General features: G+C 37.2%; 19 protein-coding genes and 1 tRNA gene. 14 read left to right on the top strand and 6 right to left on the bottom strand.

The features are described 5' to 3' along the window. The first annotated feature begins 88 nt into the window (after positions 1–88). From POD11_RS06300 to rpmE, 4 genes are all read left to right on the top strand, one after another. A complete protein-coding gene (locus POD11_RS06300; protein WP_262456716.1) occupies positions 89–2,263 on the top strand; it encodes an AmpG family muropeptide MFS transporter in 2,175 nt (724 codons plus the stop codon). Between the two features lie 22 nt (positions 2,264–2,285). Continuing rightward, complete coding sequence (gene gloA / locus POD11_RS06305; RefSeq protein ID WP_005067992.1) at positions 2,286–2,687, top strand: lactoylglutathione lyase; 402 nt, start codon at positions 2,286–2,288, stop codon at positions 2,685–2,687. 133 nt (positions 2,688–2,820) lie between these two features. Then, entirely contained in the window at positions 2,821–3,792 is a 972-nt protein-coding gene (locus POD11_RS06310) for a bile acid:sodium symporter family protein (protein ID WP_079284103.1), read from the top strand. 197 nt (positions 3,793–3,989) lie between these two features. Continuing rightward, positions 3,990–4,214 (top strand): 50S ribosomal protein L31, encoded by a 225-nt coding sequence (rpmE, locus tag POD11_RS06315; RefSeq protein WP_001200845.1) that lies wholly within the window; start codon positions 3,990–3,992, stop codon positions 4,212–4,214. A 63-nt stretch (positions 4,215–4,277) separates the two neighbouring features. Here rpmE and POD11_RS06320 read toward each other — a convergent pair whose 3' ends face one another. From POD11_RS06320 to epmB, 3 genes are read right to left on the bottom strand one after another with little or no spacing between them, the layout of a single operon-like run. Beyond that, the gene (locus POD11_RS06320) at positions 4,278–6,389 is read right to left on the bottom strand and encodes an EAL domain-containing protein (RefSeq protein ID WP_262456717.1); all 2,112 of its coding nucleotides are present in this window, start codon (positions 6,387–6,389) and stop codon (positions 4,278–4,280) included. Beyond that, a complete protein-coding gene (locus POD11_RS06325; RefSeq protein ID WP_262456781.1) occupies positions 6,386–8,131 on the bottom strand; it encodes a GTPase in 1,746 nt (581 codons plus the stop codon). The genes POD11_RS06320 and POD11_RS06325 overlap by 4 nt, the downstream gene beginning before the upstream one ends. Before the next feature lie 15 nt (positions 8,132–8,146). Further along, entirely contained in the window at positions 8,147–9,163 is a 1,017-nt protein-coding gene (epmB, locus tag POD11_RS06330) for an EF-P beta-lysylation protein EpmB (protein ID WP_262456718.1), read from the bottom strand. Between the two features lie 73 nt (positions 9,164–9,236). On the opposite strand from epmB, the gene efp reads away from it, so the two are divergent. From efp to POD11_RS06360, 6 genes are all read left to right on the top strand, one after another. Beyond that, entirely contained in the window at positions 9,237–9,806 is a 570-nt protein-coding gene (gene efp / locus POD11_RS06335) for an elongation factor P (protein WP_016140377.1), read from the top strand. Between the two features lie 166 nt (positions 9,807–9,972). Next, positions 9,973–12,069: a carbon starvation CstA family protein gene (locus POD11_RS06340; RefSeq protein ID WP_016140378.1), complete on the top strand. Its 2,097-nt coding sequence runs from the start codon at positions 9,973–9,975 to the stop codon at positions 12,067–12,069. Then, entirely contained in the window at positions 12,069–12,374 is a 306-nt protein-coding gene (locus POD11_RS06345) for a YbdD/YjiX family protein (protein WP_016140379.1), read from the top strand. Before POD11_RS06340 ends, POD11_RS06345 begins: the two co-directional genes overlap by 1 nt. 168 nt (positions 12,375–12,542) lie before the next feature. Next, positions 12,543–12,619, top strand: a tRNA-Val gene (locus tag POD11_RS06350). A gap of 465 nt (positions 12,620–13,084) precedes the next feature. Continuing rightward, complete coding sequence (locus POD11_RS06355) at positions 13,085–14,146, top strand: NucA/NucB deoxyribonuclease domain-containing protein (protein ID WP_262456719.1); 1,062 nt, start codon at positions 13,085–13,087, stop codon at positions 14,144–14,146. A gap of 54 nt (positions 14,147–14,200) precedes the next feature. After that, on the top strand, positions 14,201–15,613 hold the full coding sequence (locus tag POD11_RS06360; RefSeq protein ID WP_262456720.1) for a molybdenum cofactor biosysnthesis protein MoeA: 1,413 nt from the start codon (positions 14,201–14,203) through the stop codon (positions 15,611–15,613). Positions 15,614–15,800: 187 nt separating this feature from the next. Here POD11_RS06360 and POD11_RS06365 read toward each other — a convergent pair whose 3' ends face one another. Then, positions 15,801–17,171: a sugar MFS transporter gene (locus POD11_RS06365; RefSeq protein WP_031945482.1), complete on the bottom strand. Its 1,371-nt coding sequence runs from the start codon at positions 17,169–17,171 to the stop codon at positions 15,801–15,803. Positions 17,172–17,675: 504 nt separating this feature from the next. Between POD11_RS06365 and POD11_RS06370 the strand changes: the two genes are divergently transcribed. The 4 genes from POD11_RS06370 (at position 17,676) to POD11_RS06385 (ending at position 21,891) form a co-directional block, all read left to right on the top strand. Further along, positions 17,676–18,446 (top strand): SDR family NAD(P)-dependent oxidoreductase, encoded by a 771-nt coding sequence (locus tag POD11_RS06370; RefSeq protein WP_016140415.1) that lies wholly within the window; start codon positions 17,676–17,678, stop codon positions 18,444–18,446. Between the two features lie 5 nt (positions 18,447–18,451). Beyond that, entirely contained in the window at positions 18,452–19,345 is an 894-nt protein-coding gene (locus tag POD11_RS06375) for an SMP-30/gluconolactonase/LRE family protein (protein ID WP_262456721.1), read from the top strand. 97 nt (positions 19,346–19,442) lie between these two features. Further along, a complete protein-coding gene (locus tag POD11_RS06380) occupies positions 19,443–20,624 on the top strand; it encodes a maltoporin (RefSeq protein WP_262456722.1) in 1,182 nt (393 codons plus the stop codon). A gap of 706 nt (positions 20,625–21,330) precedes the next feature. Continuing rightward, positions 21,331–21,891, top strand: a complete 561-nt coding sequence (locus POD11_RS06385) for a TetR/AcrR family transcriptional regulator (RefSeq protein ID WP_262456723.1) — start codon at positions 21,331–21,333, stop codon at positions 21,889–21,891. 61 nt (positions 21,892–21,952) lie between these two features. On the opposite strand, the gene POD11_RS06390 is transcribed toward POD11_RS06385, so the two are convergent. Further along, positions 21,953–22,864 carry an ornithine cyclodeaminase family protein gene (locus tag POD11_RS06390; RefSeq protein ID WP_262456724.1) on the bottom strand — a complete coding sequence of 304 codons (912 nt, stop codon included), beginning with the start codon at positions 22,862–22,864 and terminating at the stop codon, positions 21,953–21,955. A gap of 115 nt (positions 22,865–22,979) precedes the next feature. Further along, on the bottom strand, positions 22,980–23,948 hold the full coding sequence (locus POD11_RS06395; protein ID WP_262456725.1) for a threo-3-hydroxy-L-aspartate ammonia-lyase: 969 nt from the start codon (positions 23,946–23,948) through the stop codon (positions 22,980–22,982). Between the last annotated feature and the right edge of the window lie 73 nt (positions 23,949–24,021).

Raw genomic sequence — 24,021 nt, forward strand, 5'->3', positions numbered from 1 at the left:
GCCGTTTTTATCGCCAAAACAAAATTGATTGCATAAAGAATCTTGAAAGCAATTGTAAGAAGAGTTTGAATAGGCACATTTATAATTTATGGAAAATAAAAAACGAATGAGTGCTGAATCAAAAGGGTGGAGAAGTTCTTTTATGGCCTTCTTGGATCGCCGAGCAATTATTATGTTGTTTTTAGGCTTTTCCTCAGGAATTCCCATATTTCTAATTTTTTCAACCTTATCATTTTGGTTGACTGAAGCTGGAATTAACAGAAGTACTATCACGATGTTCTCTTGGGCAGCTTTGGCTTATTCGTTTAAGTTTATTTGGGCACCCTTGATAGATAAATTACCACTTCCTTATTTAACAAGAAAAATGGGATTAAGACGTAGTTGGCTATTAGTTGCACAAATTTTAGTTATCTGTGCAATTTGTTTAATGGCATTTACAAACCCACTACCCAATACTTCTGATTTCGGCTCTTTTTCAAATCTGACTATTATGGCAGGAGCTGCTATTTTCCTTGGCTTCTCTTCAGCTACTCAAGATATTATTGTTGATGCTTATCGTATTGAATTAACTGAAGATCCTAATGTACAAACTGTCTTAGCTTCAACGTATAATGCTGGATATCGTACTGCTACAATTATTACACAATTAGGTGCGTTATTATTTGCAGCTTCACTAGGTACAGCTGTTGGCAATTATATATATGAAGCTTGGCGAACTACATATTTATTAATGGCAGGCCTCATGGGTATAGGAATAATTACAACATTATTTATTCATGAGCCTGAAGTTAAACGTATCCAACATCACTATCAAGCTAAAGACTATTTTCAGTTATTCTCGGTTTTTGTTATTTCAACCATAGTTTTTGGGTTTAGCTTTTACCAAATTGGTTTAATTTTTGATTCGTTTTCTATCGAAGATGCTTTTTTAAACTTTCTACTTTTAGTCATTAAATTTTTAATTAGTATATCAATTGCAGTTATTGTAATTTTGGGGTTAATTAAATTTGGCCTAATTAATAAAAAAATTGTTGTAGAAACATGGTTGTCACCTTTACTAGATTTTTTTAAGCGATATGGATTAAAAGTTGCTTTAGCAATTTTATTGCTAATAGGTTTTTATCGTATTTCAGATGTCGTTGCTGGTGTAATGGCTAATTTATTCTATTTAGACTTAAATTTTGATAAAGAGGAAATTGCTTGGTTTAATAAGTTTTTTGCAATCTTCTTTGTGATATTAGGTGGTTTTCTCGGAGGAATGTTAGCGCAACGCTATAACGTAATGAAAATGATGTTGTTAGGAGCAATTTTAGCAAGCACTACCAACTTGATTTTTGTTGGATTAGTTAAATCTGGCGCTACTATGCAAAATGTTCAAGTCCATATAGGGGATCAAACTTATACTACAAGCCCTGATGAAGTGGGAAATTGGTCACTAAAATTCCCAAGTAATACACTAACAACAATTCAGAATAAAATTTCAATTAATTCTCAGCCGGTAGGGTATGCTGAACCTTTAAAGGTAACTCTTCCATTAAAATTATTTAAATCAGAATCACAACCAGATATTTATATTCAAGCAATTGGTGGAGATGATCTTTTATATAAAGATGAGTTAAAGAAGGATGTAATTATTCATGGTAACTTATTGAATCTACCTAAAAATAGCGAACTAAAATCAGTTAGTATTTTATTAAATTCACAAAATAAAATAGAAGGAAAGATTAAGGGTAATGATTGGAGCGTTATTATTCCCGGAAATGAACTTGCTAAAATTAATGCAATACGAGTAGAGGCAAATTATGAAGATAATAAGCAACTGCATACTTTAACTCTAATCCATTCTTATCAAAAACAACTAGAAGAGAATCAACCTCGTTATCGTATGAGTTTATCTGATATTCCAGCGATTCCGATTGATAAAAATGTTGATATCGAGTTGAAAGGAAAAGTAGTTGTTCCTTATAGCAAAGTTTGGCTAGTAATGGGCATCATATTTGATAACTTAGCCTCTGGATTAGCTGGGGCAGTTTTTATTGCATTTCTTTCTAGTTTAACTAGTGTGTCATTTACTGCCATGCAATATGCTATTTTTAGCTCGCTAATGCTGTTGTTACCAAAAACGATTGGTGGATACTCAGGTACAATAGTGAATCATATCGGTTATTCAGGCTTTTTTACGGCTACATTTTTGATGGGATTACCAATTTTATTACTCGTGATTTGGGTAGGTAAGTTATTAGCTAATCAATCATCAAAATGAAAGTTTCTTAGGAGATAAATATATGCGAATGCTTCATACAATGTTGCGAGTAGGCAATCTAGAACAATCTTTAAAGTTCTATACCGAAGTATTAGGGATGAAGTTACTTCGTAAGCGTGATTATGAAGAAGGGCGCTTTACACTGGCATTTGTTGGCTATGGCGATGAAGAAACCAATACCGTGCTTGAGCTTACCCATAACTGGGATACATCAAGTTATGATTTAGGCAATGCTTATGGTCATATTGCCATTGGTGTTGACGATGCTTACAAAGCATGTGAAGAAATTAAAGCACGCGGTGGCAAAGTTGTGCGTGAAGCGGGTCCAATGAAAGGTGGTGTTACGGTGATCGCATTTGTTGAAGATCCGGACGGCTATAAAGTCGAATTGATTCAACAAGATGCTAATGCGACAAATAACTAAAAATTGACTGTGATGCTTTAAGATTTAGTTCTTAAAAGTCTAGCTTTATTTTTTTAGCCCAGTATGATGAAGGCTTGACCAAATGGTCAATTTATCAACTGGGTTTTTTATTTATCTAAAATAATCATAGGATATGGCTATGCTGAAGTTATTGGCGCTTGATCGATTTACAATTTTATTGGTTGGAATGGTACTACTCGCAACATTCTTTCCAGTCAGTGGTCAAGCAGCACAATATTTCAATACACTGACCACAGTCGCGATTGCAATTTTATTCTTTTTACATGGTGCGAAACTATCACGAGAGGCGGTGATTGAAGGCATTTTGCATTGGAAAATGCATGTACTTGTCTTTGCATTTACTTTCTTTATTTTTCCAGTAATTGGTTTATTGGCTAAGCCCATTCTGTTACCTCTATTAGGTCAGCAGTTGTACTGGGGTTTTTTGTTTATGTGCTTTTTGCCCTCTACAGTTCAATCTTCTATTGCATTTACATCAGTGGCAAAAGGGAATGTGGCTGGAGCGGTGTGTAGTGCATCTTTTTCCAATTTGATTGGTATGTTTATTACACCAGTATTGGTGAGCTTTTTTATTTTAGGTCAAAGCCAACATGGGTTCGATCCAACAGCTTCAATTATACAAATTACATTATTACTGTTAGTACCATTTATTTTAGGTCAATTATTACGTCCTTATATCTTCCCTTATATGGCAAAAGTTCCAAGTATTGTTAAAGCATTCGATCAAGGTTCAATTTTGATGGTGGTGTATGGTGCATTTAGTGGGGCCGTGGTTGCAGGGCTTTGGCATCAAGTGAGCTGGAAAACTTTACTCATTCTCACAATTGCATGTTCAGTGCTTTTAACGGTCATTATGCTATTAGCACTTTACTTACCGCGTGCTTTAGGGTTTAACCGAGCAGATCAAGTCACGGTTTTCTTTTGTAGTTCAAAAAAGACTTTGGCAAGTGGTGTTCCGATGGCGCAAATTTTATTTATTGGTCAGCCTTTAGGTATGATTGTGTTACCTATTATGATCTTTCACCAAATCCAATTAATGGTGTGTGGGGTGATCGCAAATTACTGGGCTAAATCGAAAGATTAATTCGCAAAAAGAAATTATTTGACGTATAATGTTGCCCACTTGTTGTGCTTAGCTCTAACCCTAGAGGTTTCGGTGGGCCAAAAGAATGGTCTGTTGTGGTGTTGATCTGCTCATTTTGAGCCTGTCCTCAACTGAAGTTGAGAGTGATCAATTGCGATGACAGCTTAAGCCTTTCTTCCAATTAGGAGTAATCGACGATGCGCGCCGATATTCACCCAAAATATGAAAAATTAGTTGCAACTTGTTCTTGCGGTAACGTAATCGAAACTCGTTCTGCTTTAGGTAAAGAAACTATCTACCTTGACGTATGTTCAGCTTGCCACCCATTCTACACTGGTAAGCAAAAGAATGTAGACACTGGTGGTCGTATCGACAAATTCAAACAACGTTTTGCTGGTATGTCTCGCTCTATCAAGCGTTAATACTGCGACACGAAACAAAAAACGGGCTTTATGCCCGTTTTTTGTTTTTAGCGTACCAGCCCATTATTGGTCTTGTACGTCCGTTAAACGATCAAGTTTTTTCTGAAAATATTGGCCTTGCAAGAAACGAGCTTCTACATTCCAAGCATTTGCAAATGAGTTCATGTCATTAAGTTCACTCAGTAAAATCCCGACTGGTTTTACAGTTAAATAGTTCAGAACCTTTTCTTGTAAGCGAACTAGACCATCATCTGAGTTTAACAGCTCTGTTTTCTTCGATTGCAGTTTTAAATATTGGACATCAAGTTGTTCCAATATTGATTCGCTATACATAGAAGAAGAGAAATCCCGAATCGAAATTTCTGCGCCATGTTGACGCAGGCGAGTTATGTGTTGCTGAGCAATGGCAAGATGAGGTTGAATCACTTGTTCTGAAAATTGTAAAACCAATGGGCTTTCAAGCTTGCTACCAATAATGGTGAGTAGTTTTGAAATCAACTCAGGGAATGTTTTATCTTTGAGCAAGATATCAATATTCAGGTTGATAATCAGTTTAGCTTTGGGATACTGAGTAATAAAGTTATGTAGTTGCTTACACGCCTCAACTAAAATCCAGCGGTCTAGTTGAATAGAAAGCTCACTGTCTTCTCTTAATTCAGCCAAGTCATTTATGTCATACCATTGTTCATTACTAATAAAACCACTAGTTACTTCATAGTTATGAGTTTCTTGATCATGCTTGTCGTAGATCTGCTGATATTTTAAATGAATTTCACTTCGGGCTAGTTGATGCCTTAATTGCTGTAATACAGATGATTGCAGAGGTGCATCAACATGTTGAAGGCTTAGATCAAGCGATATAGGTGAGCTGGCAGGCTCAGCAGTGACAATATCAATCGTTGGTGCTAACTCAAGTTCTGATTTCGCCTGAGGTAACTCTTGCTGATGAGTTTGATCAAGTAACTTTGTAAAGCTATCTTCATTTAAAGGTTCAGTTATTGGGGTATAACTCAGCTTAAACTGGACCGAGTAGTTAAGCTCATTAATCTTTAATAAATGCTCTTTCTGCAAACTTTGCAGACTAACCAGTTGAGAGTTAAGAACACTACTGTTTTCAGCTTGTAAAACTCCAATATATGCACCAAGTTCGATATTGAAAATCGGCATTTGCGCGTGCTCTTTTAAGAAACTTTGCAACTGGTTGAAATATTGTGCAGGGATTTGCCAATCTTGTTGAAATACTCGTTCTGGGCACTGATTTAAGTGAAACAAAATTAATGCATTAGCCTGAGCGGGATAGCTCGATAGATGTCGATTAATTTGTTGCCAAGCTGTTTGTACACCATCACTCTTTTCGGAAAAGAGGGTATTTGCTGGTGTTGTTAAATCCAGTTGGTAGTCAATAGTCAACTGTACGGCATCTTCTTCCTGACTAGGAATAAACTCTAGTTTTAGCGCGTTATTACCTGAAATTGCTGCATGTTGGCTTTGAATTTCAAAACGTGCCTGATCGAACTGGCCTAATGAAATTTTCTTAAATCTTTGTTTAAAAACATTTAAATCATTAGGTTGTAAAACATCTAAGATAGGCAGACCAATAATCTCATCTTCTTGTTTAAAGCCAAAAAGGTTGAGATATTCTGTATTTGCTTTGACATGCATGCCTTCTTGAAAAAGGGCAACTGCTTTATGGCTGTTATTGACCAATGTTTGTGTACGGGAGTGAATCGTTTCTAACTCCTTGGTCAGACGTTGTTCGGTTTGTAATAACTGGCTATATGACAAGGTCCGAATAAGAGTGATATAAAAATAATCTAATGGTTCTAATTGAACTACATCATAAATGCCTTTTTGAATATAAGCCTGATATTGCTGAGGTTGATAATCTTCAGGTTGTAATAATAAAACAGGTAAATTTGGCTGCTCAGATGCTTGAATGAGGGAGAGAGTTTGTTCAATTTTTAGATCATAAGCGCGACCAAAAATAATAGCATCCCACGGCGTATTTAACTGTTTTTCAAAACTTTTTAAATCATCAAGTAATAATGCCTGAACTTGATAATCATTCCCCAATAATAAATCTAAAATCTGGTTATAACGTAGCTGGTTGTCATCAATAATGAGTAAACGTGTTTCAGTACGTTTTAACTTTTTAGATAATAAAGAGTTTCTCACTTTAGTGCTTCCCATAAATCTTGGCTGCTAGAGTTATTACCCTTTTTCATCATGAACTGATCAAGCAAGCCTTGTTGCTGCTCATTCAAAAGTTCGAAATGAAATTGAATAAAACTTTGCGTAATGAGTTGTGCTTTGAGTAGATACACTTTGATTTCTTCTGTCCCCAATCGTAAATGAATTGTTTGTTGCTCTCTAAAAATTTGAGAGCCCGGTAAAATAAGCGTGTTTTGTATTTCTTCTAGATTTTGTGTTTGTAGTAATAGTGCGGGATGATAGTTGCGAGTATGGCGCTCAGCTTGAATATGCACTGCGCAAGGGAACATGGCTTGTGACAAGATCTCTAAACCTAACTCTAGAGATTTTTCAGTCGATTGCTTAATCCAACGAATCACGCCACCGCGCCATTGTCCGTGCAAAGTCTCTTTAACTAAAATGTATTCACCAGTTCTTAAGTTTTTCGGTGCTTCTCCAGACCATTTAATACGGTATCCATTGACACTAATATCAAGAACAGTGGTTTGATAAATGGTTTTGCTCTCACGACTCAAGCGTTGATAAGAGCTTGTTTGTTGTTCTTTTTTCTCTAAGTTAGATAAAACTTTAGATTCGCTTTGCAAGTTATAGTTATGGTTAAGCTGTAATGTTTCTTCAAAGTTCTTTGCTTTTGATAGATAGAAGTGAGCAGTGCTTAAACCAAAACAAATTTGTAGCTCTGCATTGTACTCATAACGTTCATGACGACGTTGAGCTGTAGTTCCTAAAATCGTTTGGACATGAAACTTTAAAGCTGGACTTAAATAAAACTTTTCATTCTTAGAAATATATTGAGCATTTTTATGCATGGTTGCAGTAACATGCTCAAGTAAGGCTTGCGTACCTATAAAAATGCTCGGATTAAAATTAGAGCTACGCTTGGTATTATAAACAGGTGGATGATCTTTATTTGGGTCGACGACGTATTTTGTTAATGCGGTATCTTTCGGCAAAATATGAATCATTCTTGCCCAGTCAAAACTACATTGAAATAATGCCTGAATCTCTGACTGACGAATCTGGTTGGTATTTAAAATATCGAGCAAAATCAGTTGAGCATAGGCCTGAGTGATATTTGCTAACGGGTGTTGGATACCCTGAATATGATTGATATTTGTCAGATGGTATTTGTATTGAACAGCGGTTTCATAGAGCTGATGTGCAATTAACCATTGTCCTTTAAGAGGCTCGCTATAGAGCATATGCTGCTGATATAAAAGACTCGTTAACTGCTTTAAAGCATGAAAAGTCGATAGAGTACGCGCCGTTTGCAAATTCTTTTTTTGCTTATAAGCAAAGAGTGAAAACTTTTGATGCTGTAGTTGCTCATGACTATTTTGCGCAATATTCAAATAAATACTGGCGAAATAGCAGCGGAGCAACATTGCTAATTCAATAATATGTTCATTACGATCTGTACTAATAACACCTTGGTTAAAGAAGTTTTTTTCTAGGCTCGCGAGCACATTATTAATGGTTGGATGAAGCGTTTGTATGAGATCAAAACGTAGAGTCTCACTACATTTTAATTCATTGAGTTCTAAAATGGCTGTGAATAATGCTTTTGACGTATCACCGAGTTGCATAATAGAAAGGGTAGTGACCCATTCATTAAGATCTTTAATATTGGCTTCACAAAAGCTTAACCGTTCACGAGTGAGTGCGGTTTGATTGTGAAAAATGTCTGACAGCGCATTATTCATCATCACTTATTATATAACTCAAAATGTTGTGGCCCCAAAAAGCGGTGTTTTATTCTTTTCGCCCGCAATTTCCCTGACAAGTTTAGGAACCAAATACCCCGGTAGGTTCGCTAACACGTCACGATAGATCTCATCTATCTCAGATGAATCTAAATCAAAATGTTGTGCACCTTTTACTTTATCTAAAACATGTAAGTAATAAGGCATAACGCGAGCTTCAAATAAACGATAACTTAAATCGACTAAGGTCTGTGCAGAATCATTCACACCTTTTAGCAATACTGCCTGATTCAGTACAGTAATATGATGGTCAGATAACTGCAACAATTTTGAACAAGTGAAGTCATCGAGTTCAGAAGCATGATTTGAGTGTACCACCAGAACTATACGCAGCCTACTGTTTTTTAATAAAGAAATCAGCTCTTCGTCGATCCGGTTAGGAATAACAATAGGGACTCGTGAATGAATTCTCAGAATCTTAATTTGTTTGAGAGATGATAGGCGTTCTAACCAAAGTGCCAATTTACGGTTAGAAAGTGTAAGGGGGTCGCCACCACTTAAAATGATCTCATTGATGTTCGGGTTTGCTTCAATATAATTTTTAATATTTAGCCAGTCTTCATTTTTCGGTAAGTTTTCTTGATAGGGGAAATGACGACGGAAGCAATAACGACAATGAACGGCGCAAGCGCCTGTCAAAGTTAGTAAAAAGCGTGATTTATATTTATGTAATACACCCGGTAGTTGATTTGCTGCTTCTTCGCCCAATGGGTCAGTGACAAACTCCGGATGTTCTTCAAGCTCTAAATGATGAGGTAATACTTGTAGCAAAAGCGGATCAAGCGGGTTTTTAGCGTTCATTTTTCCGACGAACGCGCGAGGAACACGCAATTTAAACTTTTCAGAAGCCAGAATCGCACCCGATAATAGCTGTTCTGAGGATAACTCGAGTAGGCTTAGCAATTCAGAAGGATCAGTAATAAGGTCACTCAGTTGAGATTGCCAGTTTTGCTCTTGGTATAAATAGTTTATCATTTGACACGATTAAGATAATGCAACAACGCATTATATCGCATAGTTGACTTGTTAAGTTTGGAGTGTGCCTTTCATGGCCTATTATTCTACAAATGATTTCAAAGCAGGCCTTAAGGTTATGCTTGATGGTAACCCATGTTCAATCATGGAAAACGAATATGTAAAACCAGGTAAAGGTCAAGCGTTCAACCGTGTAAAATTACGTAACCTTAAAACCGGTAAAGTATTAGAAAAAACTTTCAAATCAGGTGACTCTTTAGAAGCTGCTGATATTGTTGAAGTTGAAATGGATTATCTATACAACGATGGTGAAATGTGGAATTTCATGGATCCTGTATCTTTTGAGCAAATCGCTGCAGACAAAACTGCAATGGGCGATGCTGCTAAATGGTTAAAAGATGATTCAAATGAAAAATGTACAATTATGTTGTTCAACGGCGTACCTTTAACAGTAAACCCGCCGAACTTCGTAGTATTAAAAATTGTTGAAACTGATCCAGGCGTACGCGGTGATACTTCTGGCGGTGGCGGTAAACCAGCTAAGCTTGAAACAGGTGCGGTTGTTCGTGTTCCGTTATTTGTTCAGCAAGAAGAAAGCGTTCGTGTAGATACTCGTACTGGTGAGTATTTAGAGCGTGCATAATAGTTAAAAAATAAACTATTATCGAAGGGATGATGTAAATCATCCCTTTTTTTATGCGAAAGTATAAGAGGAAAAAAATTAAAGGAGGAGTAGAGTCACAAGGATTACGCAGAGAACAGTACATAACAATATAAAAATGCTGTAGTTATTTATTGAGAGGTTAAGAATGGACACAATGCAAGCGAAATCTACGCTTCCCTCCAAGCTGGTCTGGAGCCTAGTGGCAATTATAGGTGCAATTTCTTTTGGGATGCTGGCACTCAGCCGTGGTGAACATGTCAATGCGGTTTGGCTTGTACTCGCTGCAGCATGTGTATATAGCATCGCATATCGATTTTATAGTCTATTTATTGCAACTAAAGTATTTGAATTAAACCCAAGACGTTTAACCCCAGCACATCGTTTAGCCGATGGTCTGGACTATGTACCCACCAATAAATATGTGCTTTTCGGTCACCACTTTGCTGCAATTGCAGGAGCGGGGCCGTTAGTTGGACCAATTTTGGCTGCACAAATGGGCTTTTTACCAGGAACGATCTGGTTACTGGTCGGTGTGGTTCTGGCGGGTGCGGTACAAGACTTTTTAGTTTTATTTATTTCAACGCGTCGAGACGGTCGATCGCTTGGTGAAATGGCAAAACAGGAATTAGGTTCTTTTGCCGGGATTGTCGTCATGCTCGGTGCGCTTGGGGTAATGATTATTATCCTTGCGGTACTGGCTTTAGTTGTGGTGAAAGCACTTGCCCATAGTCCATGGGGGGTTTTTAGTATTGCAGCGACGATTCCAATTGCATTATTTATGGGCGTTTACATGCGTTTTATCCGCCCGGGACGTATTGCTGAAGTTTCTATTATTGGCTTCGTCTTAATGATGCTTGCCATTGTTTATGGCGGACATGTTGCAGCAGATCCTTATTGGGGTGAATTTTTCACTTTAACAGGTACACAACTCACATGGTGCTTAATCATTTATGGATTTATTGCATCAGTTTTACCTGTCTGGTTATTGTTAGCACCACGTGATTATCTATCAACGTTCCTTAAAATTGGTGTCATTTTAGGTTTAGCAATCGGTATTGTCATTGCATTACCTGAATTGAAAATGCCGGCAGTGACTCATTTTATTGATGGTACTGGTCCTGTTTTCTCAGGTAGTTTATTTCCATTCCTATTTATTACCATTGCCTGTGGTGCTATTTCTGGCTTCCACGCACTTGTATCAAGTGGTACGACACCAAAACTTGTGAATAACGAAGCGGATATTCGTGTAATTGGTTATGGCGGCATGCTCATGGAATCTTTCGTCGGTATTATGGCGATGATCTGTGCAACTGTCTTAGATCCAGGTGTGTACTTTGCGATTAATGCTCCTGCGGCTGTGCTTGGTACAACTGTAGAATCTGCGGCAGAAGCTGTGCGCAATTTAGGCTTTGTCGTTACTCCTGAAATGCTAACTTTGTTAGCTCAAGAAGTGGGTGAAAGCTCAATTCTTTCACGTACGGGTGGTGCGCCGACCTTTGCGATTGGTATGGCACACATCATTTCGGAAATTTTTAATAGCCGTGAAATGATGGCGTTCTGGTACCACTTTGCGATTTTATTTGAAGCATTATTCATTTTAACTGCTGTAGATGCAGGTACTCGTGCTTGTCGTTTTATGGTGCAAGACACGGTTGGTATTGTTATTCCAGCGGTCAAAGCATCAGGTTCATTCTTCGGTAACTTGGTCGGTACGGCAGTTGCTGTAGGTGGATGGGGCTTCTTCGTCTATCAAGGTGTGATTGATCCACTCGGTGGCGTTAACTCCTTATGGCCTTTATTTGGTGTTGGTAACCAAATGTTGGCTTCGATGGCACTCATTTTGGGTACAGTCATTCTGTTTAAAATGAAGAAAGAAAAATATGTTTGGGTGACAATCATCCCAACAATTTTCTTATTTGTAACCTGTATGACTGCGGGCTGGCAAAAGATTTTCCACGAAAATCCAAAGATTGGTTTCTTGGCTCAAGCTAATAAATTTTCAGATGCGATTGCTCGTGGTGAAATTCTTAAACCAGCCAAAACTATTGCTGAGATGCAAAACATTGTGATGTCAAATCAGATTAACGCTGCACTTTGTGGCTTCTTTATGATTGTTTCGATTGTCATGATTATTGCTTCAATTGGTATTGTGCGCCGTGCTTTAGCAAGCCCTAAACCGACTGTAAACGAAGCGCCAGCTGTATATGCCGATCCGGAAGTGGTCACCCCACGAGGAGAGTAATGATGAATTTTAAATTTGCAAAAAATGGAACTGTCATTATTGCGAAAATCATCAAAATGACGGTGCTCTCGCAAAAAGAGCTATTGCTTTCTCCAAAGAACTGGTCGCGCATTGCAACCTTGTGGCAGCGTTTGCAGCAAAGTTTCCGACTGATGGTGGGTGTGCCAGATTATCAGACTTATCTGGAACACATGAAAGCTCATCATCCTGATTTAACACCCATGGATGCAAAGACTTTCTATCGTCATTGTGTCGATGCGCGTTATCCATCTGCAGGCGGTACTTTGAAGAAATGTCCTTGTTAAGTTGAGAGTTAAATTCAGCTAAACAAAACGGTATGTGGTTAAACCATGTACCGTTTTTCTTTCTTGGGAAGTCAAAAAGAGTTTGCTTAAAGTCTGCTCATTTGTATTTTTTTCAATTGAAAATCACTTGTTTTGCTTTTGAAAAATGAATATGATGCTTTCCATTCTAGGTGTATAGCTCAGTTGGTTAGAGCGCTACGTTGACATCGTAGAGGTCTCCAGTTCGAGTCTGGATATACCTACCAAGATATTAAAATCATATAAACTTGCATAGCTTTATATGACTTAGAAAAGCCCTAAATTATAATGATTTAGGGCTTTTTTTATTGGTTTTATAAATTCTATAGCTGGTTACTTCATAAATAAAAATAATTAAAAAGTAAATTTGTATTTTTAAGCTATGGATAGGGTGGCTAAAAATAATGATATTTAGGAGTTTGAATATAATTTTCTTTTGATACATTGAAATAAAGCTTAATAGAATAGTTTAAATAAAAGATTTTAGGAAATTTTTTTGTTCAATAATTACGTGAATAATATTTTATTTTTTATTTATCCTGATTTAAAAAAATACCAATTGGTAAATGTAAGGTATCAATTATAATCAATAAATTTACTTATTTTTTAATTATGCTATTATGCGCCCTCATTTTGGTAAGCCAAAATGGCTTATTAGAATGATTTTTTAAATTTATAAAATTGGAAACTTCATGTTAAATATAACTAAATATATAATAGCTTTAGCTTCAATATTCATAGTAACAACTAGTCATGCTGCTAGTGCTTTGGATGTATCACCAATTTGTAAAAAAGTTGGAAAAGATCTAGATAGCTATATAAGTAGGGGGGCCCATTGTTTAGAGTCAGAACCATTTGAAATTCCTTTAACTGATGCAAAAGGATTAAATGTAGGTACTGCGAAAGTAGTTGCATATGTTTATTCTGATAATCCAAAAAATGCATTAACTTGGACTTTTAAATATAAACTACGTACACAAATTATAGGAAAGCCTGGCGATTCTCTAAAAGTACGACCTGAGTTGTACTGCTATAACTGCACAGCCAAGACTGTCTACGGCAACCCAATTAATTTAGTAAATGGCCTCTCTTTAGAATCTACAACTACTTTCACACCCTCTAATACAGAGTTAGCTTCCTCAAACCCGTTATCATTATCTCCAAGCGTGTCTTTTCAAATTGTGAAAGCAAATGCTTCATTTAATGATGCCGCAAGTTACGAACCAGGTATTTTTAGCCCTAGCGTACGTTGTGATATCGGTAAAGCCAAAGCAAATACGAAAGGATGTGTATATTCAGATGTACCACCTGTTCTTACTACAATTAAAATCACTAATCCTGATGTAGATGAATCTGCAAAGCACATTAAAGAAGCATTTGCAGCGGGACAACCTGGTAAATTTATAGTAGGTGCACCTAACTCTGTTTTCCCTAGTTCAAGTGCAAGTGCTTTAACTCGCTTACGAGATGCTAAAACTCGTAAAGATAATCGAGCTGAATCTGTGAAAATGTGTAAAGTAAAATATGGCCCAACGGTTGGTTCAAAATGCTTCTTTACTGGTGATTCAGATGAAGTCGCGACAGACTGTGATTGTGATGAATTTCCATTTGCAGCTACCGGCCAAGGTGGTGCAGGGGCTTCAGTGAAAAAAATTGATGCATCTGACAATCGTAGAGCAGGTAGTCTTTTAGGATCTTTCTTCAATACTGAACGGGTCTTAGATGGTGATAAGTTCTTTATTAATGTTGATTAATAATTAAAATTAGTGAAGTACCTCCTATTTGAGGTACTTCTAGGAATTATATTTATGCAAAAAAAACTTCCAGTACCTGATAATTTACCGAACCATTTAACGGACATTTTTTATCATATCCATATAAATTTGCCAAAAGGTGATTTAAAAGAAACTGTAGAGCTAGATAAAGCAATAAATCAAGTGAGTGCAAGTGATGTGTATGCTTTGCAAGATTATCCTCTACATAATTTATCAGGATATACAGGTTGGGCTATTAATTCAGAAATAACGGAAAGTGCAACTAAAGAAAGTCCTTTACTCATTACTTATTGGTACTATTGGGGACAACAACTTTATCGGTCTATTAATCCCTATAAATTAGATCTAAAAGCTCCAAGTTTATTAGAGATTCCTGCTTATACAAAATTACCAGAGTCTTTAGATGCGGTCATTGCTGAACAAGATGAAAGATTAGATCTTTCTGATACCGATGCTAAAAAAATTACTGGCCCCATTCCAGCCATGCATGGTGTTATTCCTAAGGGCAGTATGTTTAAACAAGGGGAGATGATTTTAAAAAAAGATGAGAAAATCACTCCTGAAAAATTGATTGCCTTAAGACGGACCGGAATCAAAGAATTATCTATATATAAGAATCCCAAAATTCTCATTGTAAGTATGCATTCTTTTGATGAAGAGGAAATGAGTGAGGAAAGTCTCTATGTTAACGATGTGTTGAAAACATGGGGATATGAACACGTAGAAATAAAATTACTCAAACCTGAACGTTTCGATGCAGCATTTAATACTCTTAAGAAAGATAATGACCCAGCTTTAGATGATTCATTAACGACAAGCAGGGATGATTATATAAAGTTCTTTGAAGAACAAACTTCAAATTTTGATGTCATTCTTTGTTGTACATATCAAAATAATCGTTCTTCTTTATTTCAGCTTGAAAAACTTCCTATCTTTGATCAAAGCAGTATGTCATCGGCCTTGAATACTCGTTGTATACCAGGTAATGAAATCAAAATTTTGAAAGGCCAAGATAGGACTCCACCTCGTCGTGATACCGTGCAGATATATGATGAAAGCGGTAATCATAAAGGTATGCGTGTAGTCGTTACAGAAGATAAAGCGACTATTATTAACTTACCGGGTGATATTCAAGATATTGCGATTCTGATGCATATTTTTGTGAAATATATTTTGAATAAGCACATCTCAGACTTTTTTGAGCATACTTTCTTTAAAGGTAAAGCTGACGTAGAGATTGTTCCTGATGTGATAAACAGAAAGTTGTTATGGGGACATTATAAGGCTCAAGAAAATGGAGAATATGTATTAGAAATTATTGAGCAACAGCAGCCATATCAGATAGAACCATTTGTTAAAGCGAATTGTATTGTGATAGTACCTTTTAAAGAGCAGACAATTGCAAAAGGCACCGATTTATATTTTATGAAAATAGATGAAGTTTAATTTCTATTTAGAACTTAATTGAGTAGTGTCATATGAGATAAACCGTGGCAGGGCTTAATATTGCCTAAAAAGCTAGTTTCTATAGCATTGTCTTAAACCATCTAGAATTTCATTAATATTTATAAAAATAAACGACCCATTAATTAATGGGCCGTTTAACAATGAAAATTAATAAGAAGGTGTTTCTTTAATGCCCATGCCCGATTTCATCGCCAATTGCATGCGTTGGCGCTTTTTTGGCAGCGATAGAGAACCAAAGAACATAGACATAGCATAATAACGGAGCAATAAAGGCAATTGATTTAGAACCAGTCATTTCTTCAAGCTTTGCAAAAACGATTGGCAAAATTGCACCACCAGAAATTGCTAAAACAAGAAGTCCTGAGATTGCAGGAGTTGGAGCCGTTGAACGTTGTAATGTCAAAGTAAAAATGGTCGGGAACATAATTGAGTTAAAAAGCCCAATTAAGAGTGCTGCAAATGCTGGAATTAAACCTGTCGTATTTGGAACAGAAGTCAGAAGTACATTGATCATTCCAGTAGGAGCAGATGGGTTCATTCCGTTGGTCAGAATGATGATTGAACATAAAACAATTGCCCCAATCGCGACGACAGTTAACATCACATAATCTTTGAATACTTTCATCAATGCTGAACCAGCAAAGCGACCAATCATTGCAAATAGCATATAAAAGGTAGTGAGATGCCCGGCAGATTGTGCTTCGATATTAAGAATATTCGTTTGTTCTAAGAAAAGAAGTAGATTTAGAGAAATGGCAACTTCAGCACCGACATAAAGAAAGATACCAATTGTGCCCAGTCTTGCCCATTTAGAACCTAAAGCAGAGAATGGCGAAACAAATTGACCAGTTTGCGGGGCAGCAGCTGTAATTTTGTCACGGATGAGCCAAATTGCCCAAATGAATAAAGTAAGCATTAAGCCAATAGCAAGATAAACATTGGTCACAAAGCCCAGAGCTTCTTCTCGCATAATGTCTGTAATTACAATATTCTTTGTAAAGATTGGACCATTCAATAGGAATGATGCACCGAAAAATAAACCGCAGGCTGCACCCAGTGAATTAAATGATTGTGATAGGTTCAGGCGAAATGCAGAGTCTTCCGGTTTGCCCATAGATGCAATTAATGGATTTGCTGCAACTTGTAGTAGGGTTACGCCCGCTGCCATAATAAATAATGCAATTAAAAACACCATATAAATGTGAACTTTGGCGGCAAGAATTGCGATAAAGCAGCCTGCAACAATACCTCCTAATCCGACAACAACCGATTTGGCATAACCAAATTTTGAAAGGAAGGCCGCAGAAGGTAAAGACGCAATAAAATAACCTAAGAAAAATGCAAATCCAGTTAAGCTGGCTTCAACAGGGGTTAATGTGAAAACGGTTTTCATCGTTTTCAATAATGGGTCGAGTAAATTGGTGACCAGAGCCCAAATGAAGAATAGAGCGGTAATATAAATCACGGCGATAGGAAGGCCGGTTTTTCTGCTATCCTTAGACTCGGGTATAGATAAGCTAGTATAACTTTTGGACATAAAAGTACCTACAATCCTTTTTAGAAAAAGCACCATTAATTCCTTGTGCTTTAATTATTTGAATGAAAATCTTATGTTTGTTAAACAAACTAAAATGATTTATAAGGACATGCTAGATAAGAGTTTCAACAAATTCCAATTGCATATTTTCACTATGCAATAACTTCTAGTTATTTAATAAAGACAATGTCGGGTTTTGATGTGCTGAGATATTAGACTTTAGATGGGGTAAAGGGTTTTCAAATATTTATTGATATATCTTGTTTTGATAACTATTAGTTATTGTTTAATCAAAATCTTGCATTAGACAACATCCGATCATGGACTTAGAGTACGGTGATCAGAACTTTCACGATCGTATCAGTTTAAATTAAAGCTAAATCATGATACTAGAACATAAATTCTGAAAAAACTTTAGCTTGTTGCATTGTATAACTTTAATAAAGTTCATTTATATGCCCAGCAAAATCAGGAAGGAAGCCAATTAAAGGCAGAGAGGATTATATGGATTTACAGCCCGCTCATTACCCAAGTTTAGTTAATCAAATTGTTTTTATCACAGGCGGTGGTAGTGGTATTGGTGCAGAGTTGACTCGTGCATTTCATTTGCAAGGGGCTCAGGTTGCATTTATTGATATTGATCAAACTGCAAGTCTGGCGTTAATTGAAAAATTAAAAGCTGAAACAGGACGAGCGCCATGGTTTCAAGTGTGTGATATCCGCGATATTGCAGCGCTGCGTAAAGTGATTGAGGATGTAGGGGAGCAGCTTGGCCCGATTAGTGTTTTGGTCAATAATGCTGCGAGTGATGACCGCCACGACTGGCGTACGGTTGAGCCAGAATATTGGGATGATCGGGTAAATATTAATATACGCCCAGCTTTTTTTGCGATCCAAGCTGTTGCTTCTCAAATGATCAAAGCTGGTAAAGGTTCAATTATTAATTTTGGCTCCATTAGTATCCAGTTGGCCGCAGGTGAAATGCCTGCATATGTTACTGCCAAATCGGCTACACATGGTTTAACTAGAGCAATGGCACGAAGCCTAGGTGAGCACGGTATTCGAGTGAATACTATTGTGCCGGGTTGTATTATTACAGAAAGACAGTTGGATAAATGGATTTCACCAGAAGATGAAATCAATATCCAGAAACATCAATGTCTTAAATTTAGATTGGTTGCAGAGCATGTGGCACCAGCCGTCCTGTTCTTGGCATCTGATGCAAGTCAGGCCATTACAGCGACAGAATTACCTGTGAATGGTGGATGGGGCTAATTCACATGGCACATTTAGATGTTGTAGTTAAATTAGAAATGGATTTAGGGGAGAGTCCTTTATGGGATTATCGCCAGCAATGTTTATATTGGATTGATATTCATGTGGGGCGTATTTATGCATGGAAACCCAGTGTAGATAAGCAGCCTGTGTGTATTCAGTTAAATGAGCCTGTAGGGTGTTTGGCTTTAAGTGAACAGCATCATGTGATTGCTGCAATGAAAAGTGGGATATGCCAGCTTGATGCAGAACTTCAACCTGCGTTTTTCTTAGCCAAAAATCCGGAATGGGATGGTGAAAAGGGCAACCGTTTTAATGATGGCTGTGTAGATCCATTAAAAAGATTATGGGTCGGAACATTAGATCGTGAAGAAAAGCATTCAACAGCAGCTTTATATTGCTTATCTGGAACTGAACTTGAGAAGAAAAAATCAGGTATTACCATTTCAAATGGATTAGCTTTTAGCCCTGCTGGTGATTGGCTTTATCATACTGACTCTCCTAAACGTCAGGTGGTACGTCATCGGTTTAATCCACAAACCGGTGAAATTGGTGAGGCAGAATTGTGGATTAATTTAGATACTTATAATTTGCCGGGCGTTGTTGATGGTGCTGCCGTTGATAGTTTAGGGCGCTATTGGTGTGCACTGTATGGCGGCGGTCAGGTCGTATGTTTCTCTCCTGAAGGTGAGTATTTACATAGTTACTTGTTGCCATGCCCGCATCCAACAATGGTGACATTTGGCGGAGATGATTTAAAAACAATGTTTGTCACCACTGCTCGTCAGCATTTAACAAGTGAGGAATATTCGCTTTATCCGGATGCTGGAAGTTTGTTTGCATGTCAGGTTGATGTTCCAGGATTGGCGCAACCTATATTTAAGGGATCTATTTCCTAAACTAACCATTTATTTTTCGTGTGCAATTCTCTCTGTTCAAATAAATAGAGCTAGAGAGTTGCACCCAAAAAAAGATGAATCTTAAAAGGAATTTTATATGAACAAGCCTATATGGATTATGGGTGCAACAACTTTAATTTTGACAAATGCTGTATCAGCCTTGGACATTAACGGTTATTTTCGTACAGGTATTGGAAGCAGTGACAATGGTCAAACACAAGAATGTTTTCAATTGACTGGAGCGCCGTCTAAATATCGTTTAGGCAACGAATGTGAGCAATATGGTGAATTAACAGCTAAACAAAATTTGATTAGTCTGAAAGACAACTCGACCATTTCAATCAATGGCATGCTACAGCTTTATAACCAATATGGAAAATCACTGAGTTTCAGTGGTGAAGATGGATTTACCCGTTTAAACCAGATCTATCTAAATTGGGAAAATATTTCTTATTTAAACGGAGCCAATATCTGGGCAGGACGACGTTACTATAATCGTAATGATATTAATATGTCTGACTTTTACTACTGGAACCAAAGTGCTACAGGTTTTGGTATAGATGATTATAAAATTAATGGATTATCTTTGAGTTATGCATTTTCAAGAAAAGATAATGTATTTCAAGAAAAATATATCAATCGTCATGATGTGACGGTGAAAGACATTGATATTAATAAAAATAACAAACTCAATGTCGGGGTATCTATTGTTGATACCGAACATACGGGTTGGGATTTTACGGTTCAAAATGTGACTACAAATGTATTTAATGGAAAGAATACGTTTGTGGTTCAGTATGGGGAAGGTTCCGGTACGGGCTTAAGTTATACGGGAAGTCCAGATGCTGACCGAGATGATTCATCATTTCGCGTTATTGATGTGATAGATTGGGCTTCTGAAAATAAAAAGTTTAATGGTCAAACAGAACTTTTATATCAAAAGAATAAATTTAAAGATCAGGAAGATACCGAATGGTACTCTGTCGGTTCGCGCTTAGCTTATGTCGTTCAAGATCATTTTAAGATTTCTACCGAGGTTGGTTATGATCAAATTAAAGGTGGTGATCAAAACCGCAATTTGACGAAATTGACCATTGCCCCAACATGGTCTCTAAAAGGTACGGGTTTCTATGACCGACCGGAACTTCGTTTTTATTACACTTATGCTTTTTGGAACTCTGATGAGCAAAAATTACGAGATTCTTTAAATACAGACAGTGCATTTTATCTACTGAGTCACGGATCTAATTTTGGTGTTCAGTTAGAGCATTGGTGGTAATTTTTGTACCTTTTCCACAACTCTTCAATGAGGAGTTTATGTGACCATCATTTTAGCTGAGCGAGTGTGGGTACAATATTGTTATTAAAGTTAAATCAAAAACAGCCTTTCTAGGCTGTTTTATTTCTTTTTTATAAACCCCAAATTCACAATAACTTATTGATTATTTATCCTTACTTTTTAATGATCTAATTTAAAGCAAATGTCATTTTGTGTGCTTGACTGCAATAAATGTGAAGCTTATCCTTTGCCTGCTGGCCACATTGCCAGCCGGCTTTGACAGGCCGTGCTCAAGTACATTGAAAAAATTCGTTTTTTTGATGTAAACCCGTTCGTCTCCCTTTTGTTGCGGTAGGACGGAAGGGGGACGCCTTCGTGCGTGCTGGGTCTTGAGCCAGTCTGTCAACCCTCTTTCGTTCTGCCACCATAATTTTCATGTCTGGCAGAACTCCCAATAAAAAGGAGTTGGCTTTGCACATTCTTAATTTCTTGGCAGCCTTTGCCAAAAGCTATAACGACACAACTTAAAAATTTAAAGCAGTTTGATTATCTAAAGATTTTCAGGCTTTAAATCATTTCGTCTAAAAACTTGCATCAACAATAAAACTTGAGATGTGCCAAGCACAGTCTTACGGCTTTGCTATGCCTTTTTTCTCCCAAAAAAGTATCTCATTTAGAAACAACAAGAATTTATAACGGTAAAAATATGCGAAATTTAGTTCTCCCAACGCGTGCCATAAAAGTTGTAAATAAGTCGATTGATCTGTTTCATCATTATGGGTTTCATACCGTAGGCATCGATAAAATTGTGAAAGAGTCACAAATTCCAAAAGCGACCTTTTATAACTACTTTCACTCCAAAGAGCGGTTTATCGAAATCTGTTTGATCGTGCAAAAAGAGCGCTTAAAAGAAAAAGTGGTTTTAATTGCTGAGCAGGTAAACCGCACCAACGTGACTGATCAATTAAAGAAACTTTACTTCTTACATACCGATTTAGAGGGGCTGTACTATTTATTATTTAAAGCTATTTTTGAAACGAAGCTCACTCATCCTAAAGCCTATAAAATTGCGATCAGATATAGAACATGGCTCACCAATGAGATTTATAGCCAGCTTAGAATACTAAAAACTGATGCGACTTTTCAGGATGCCAAACTCTTTTTATATATGATTGAAGGTGCAATCATTCAGCTTTTAAGTTCGGATGCGGCAATTGAGCAAGAAAGCGTGGTGGACTGTTTTTTGGCGGGGTTGGTTTGCGGCTAATTAAAAACAATATTTTTTAATTTAACTGCATCAGCCTAAACGATGCAGTTAAATGTAAAGATTAAGAAATTTCTAAAATTTTTTGAGCAATATATAAATCTTGGATGGATAGCCCTGAACTGTCATAAATTGTGATTTGTTCCTGAGATTGCCTACCTTGAGCATTTGCTAAAAGCACACCACCTATATTGATTAAAGTTGCAGACTCAGGCGCATGTTGAAATTCACCAATGAGTTTAGACTGAACATCAAGATCACAAAATAAACCACTATGTAAAAATAGCTCTGGCGGAAGCTCTTGTTTGCCTTGTTTATCTGAACCCATTGATGAAATATGAGTGCCAGCTTTGACCCATTCTGTTTTGAAAAGAGGAGTGTGGGAGGACGTTGCTGTCACAATAATATCGGCTTGTTCACAGGCTTCTTTTGCACTCGTAATTTGAAGCTTAACGCCTAAGTGTTTGAGGGCTTCTGTCATTTTTTCAGCTTTACTTGATTCTCGTCCAACTATCAAAATCTGTTCGAAATTTCTAATTCTTGCTAAAGCCTCGCATTCATATTTGGCCTGATTTCCTGTACCAAATATAGCCAATACTTTTGAATCTTTTCTTGCCAGTACATGGGTTGCAACAGCATTAGACGCTGCTGTCCGAAAAGCATTGACTTTGCCTGCTTCGATGGCCGCTGCCATTTTTCCGTTGGCCTGATTAAATAGTAAAATGAGCGCGTTATGTCGAGGCAAACCATTTTTAGGGTTATCTTTCCAAAAAGAACCAACTTTAAGACCAGCTAAGTGCTGAGTCGCCGATGACTTAACGCTAAAGGTATTTTTGCTATCGGACCCTTGACCGTGAACCACAGGAAAACTTTTGGTTTCTGGTTGTGTTGCAGCAATTAAAGCTTGGTAAATGGCATCATAAGCCAGTTCATGATTGATGAGTGCAGAAGATTCCGACTCGGAAATAAATCTCATAACCATCTCTAAAAATTAATATTTAAATTAAGACGTGAACAAGCCGAGAGACGAGTAGCATGTAATGTCTATCTATGAAGCATTAACTGACATCATAGATAGACAGTGGCTTTTATTAAGCAGATAAAAACTCTACATATTTAGAAATATCGACATTCCCGCCACTAATAATGATGCCTATACGTTTGCCTTTTAACTCATGCTTTAAATTACGCGCAGCAGCAAATCCGAGACATCCTGTCGGTTCAACGACCATTTTCATTCTTTCAGCAAAGAACTTCATACAGCTAATCAGGTCTTCATCTTCTACTGTCAAAATATCATCTACATTCTTTTGAATAATAGGAAATGGTAATTTGCCTAAATATTGAGTTTGAGCACCATCAGCAATCGTTTGCGGGGTATCAATATGAACAATTTCCCCTTTTCTAAAAGACATCTGTCCATCATTTCCTAGAGCAGGTTCAACACCATAGATTTTACAGTTAGGCGAGAGCTGGCGAGCAGACAGGGCAGAACCTGCCAATAAACCACCACCACCTAAACATACAAACAGATAATCTAAGTCACCTACTTCTTCAAATAACTCTTTTGCAGCCGTACCTTGACCCGCAATTACATGTGGATGGTCATAAGATGGAATGAGTGTCAGGCCATTTTTTTCGGCGATCTCTTTTCCAATTTTTTCCCGATCTTCTGTATAGCGATCAAATTCAACAATATCGGCGCCGTACTCTCGCGTTGCTGCCATTTTTGCAGCAGGAGCATCTTGAGGCATAACGATTATGGCTGGAATACCAAGAGTTTTTGCTGATAATGCAATCGCTTGTGCGTGGTTTCCCGAAGAGAAAGCAACCACCCCCGCTTTTTTTTGAGCATCACTAAATTGCAAAAGTGCATTCATTGCACCACGAAATTTAAAAGCGCCAACACGCTGAAAATTCTCACATTTAAAGAATACTTCTGCTTCAAATTCATTGTTCACAGTACGTGAAGTTAAAACAGGAGTCTTATTTGCAAAACCTTTTATATGTTCAGCAGCGGCTGCCACATCTTCATAAGTGGGAAGGGTTAAATTTTTCATAATTAAACCTAATGCTATTCAATGTTTTCGGATGCAAAATTTGCTATTGCTCAAGCAACGCACAATGTATTGA

This window comes from Acinetobacter sp. P1(2023) (assembly GCF_028367635.1).
In the GTDB taxonomy this organism is placed as follows: domain Bacteria; phylum Pseudomonadota; class Gammaproteobacteria; order Pseudomonadales; family Moraxellaceae; genus Acinetobacter; species Acinetobacter pittii_E.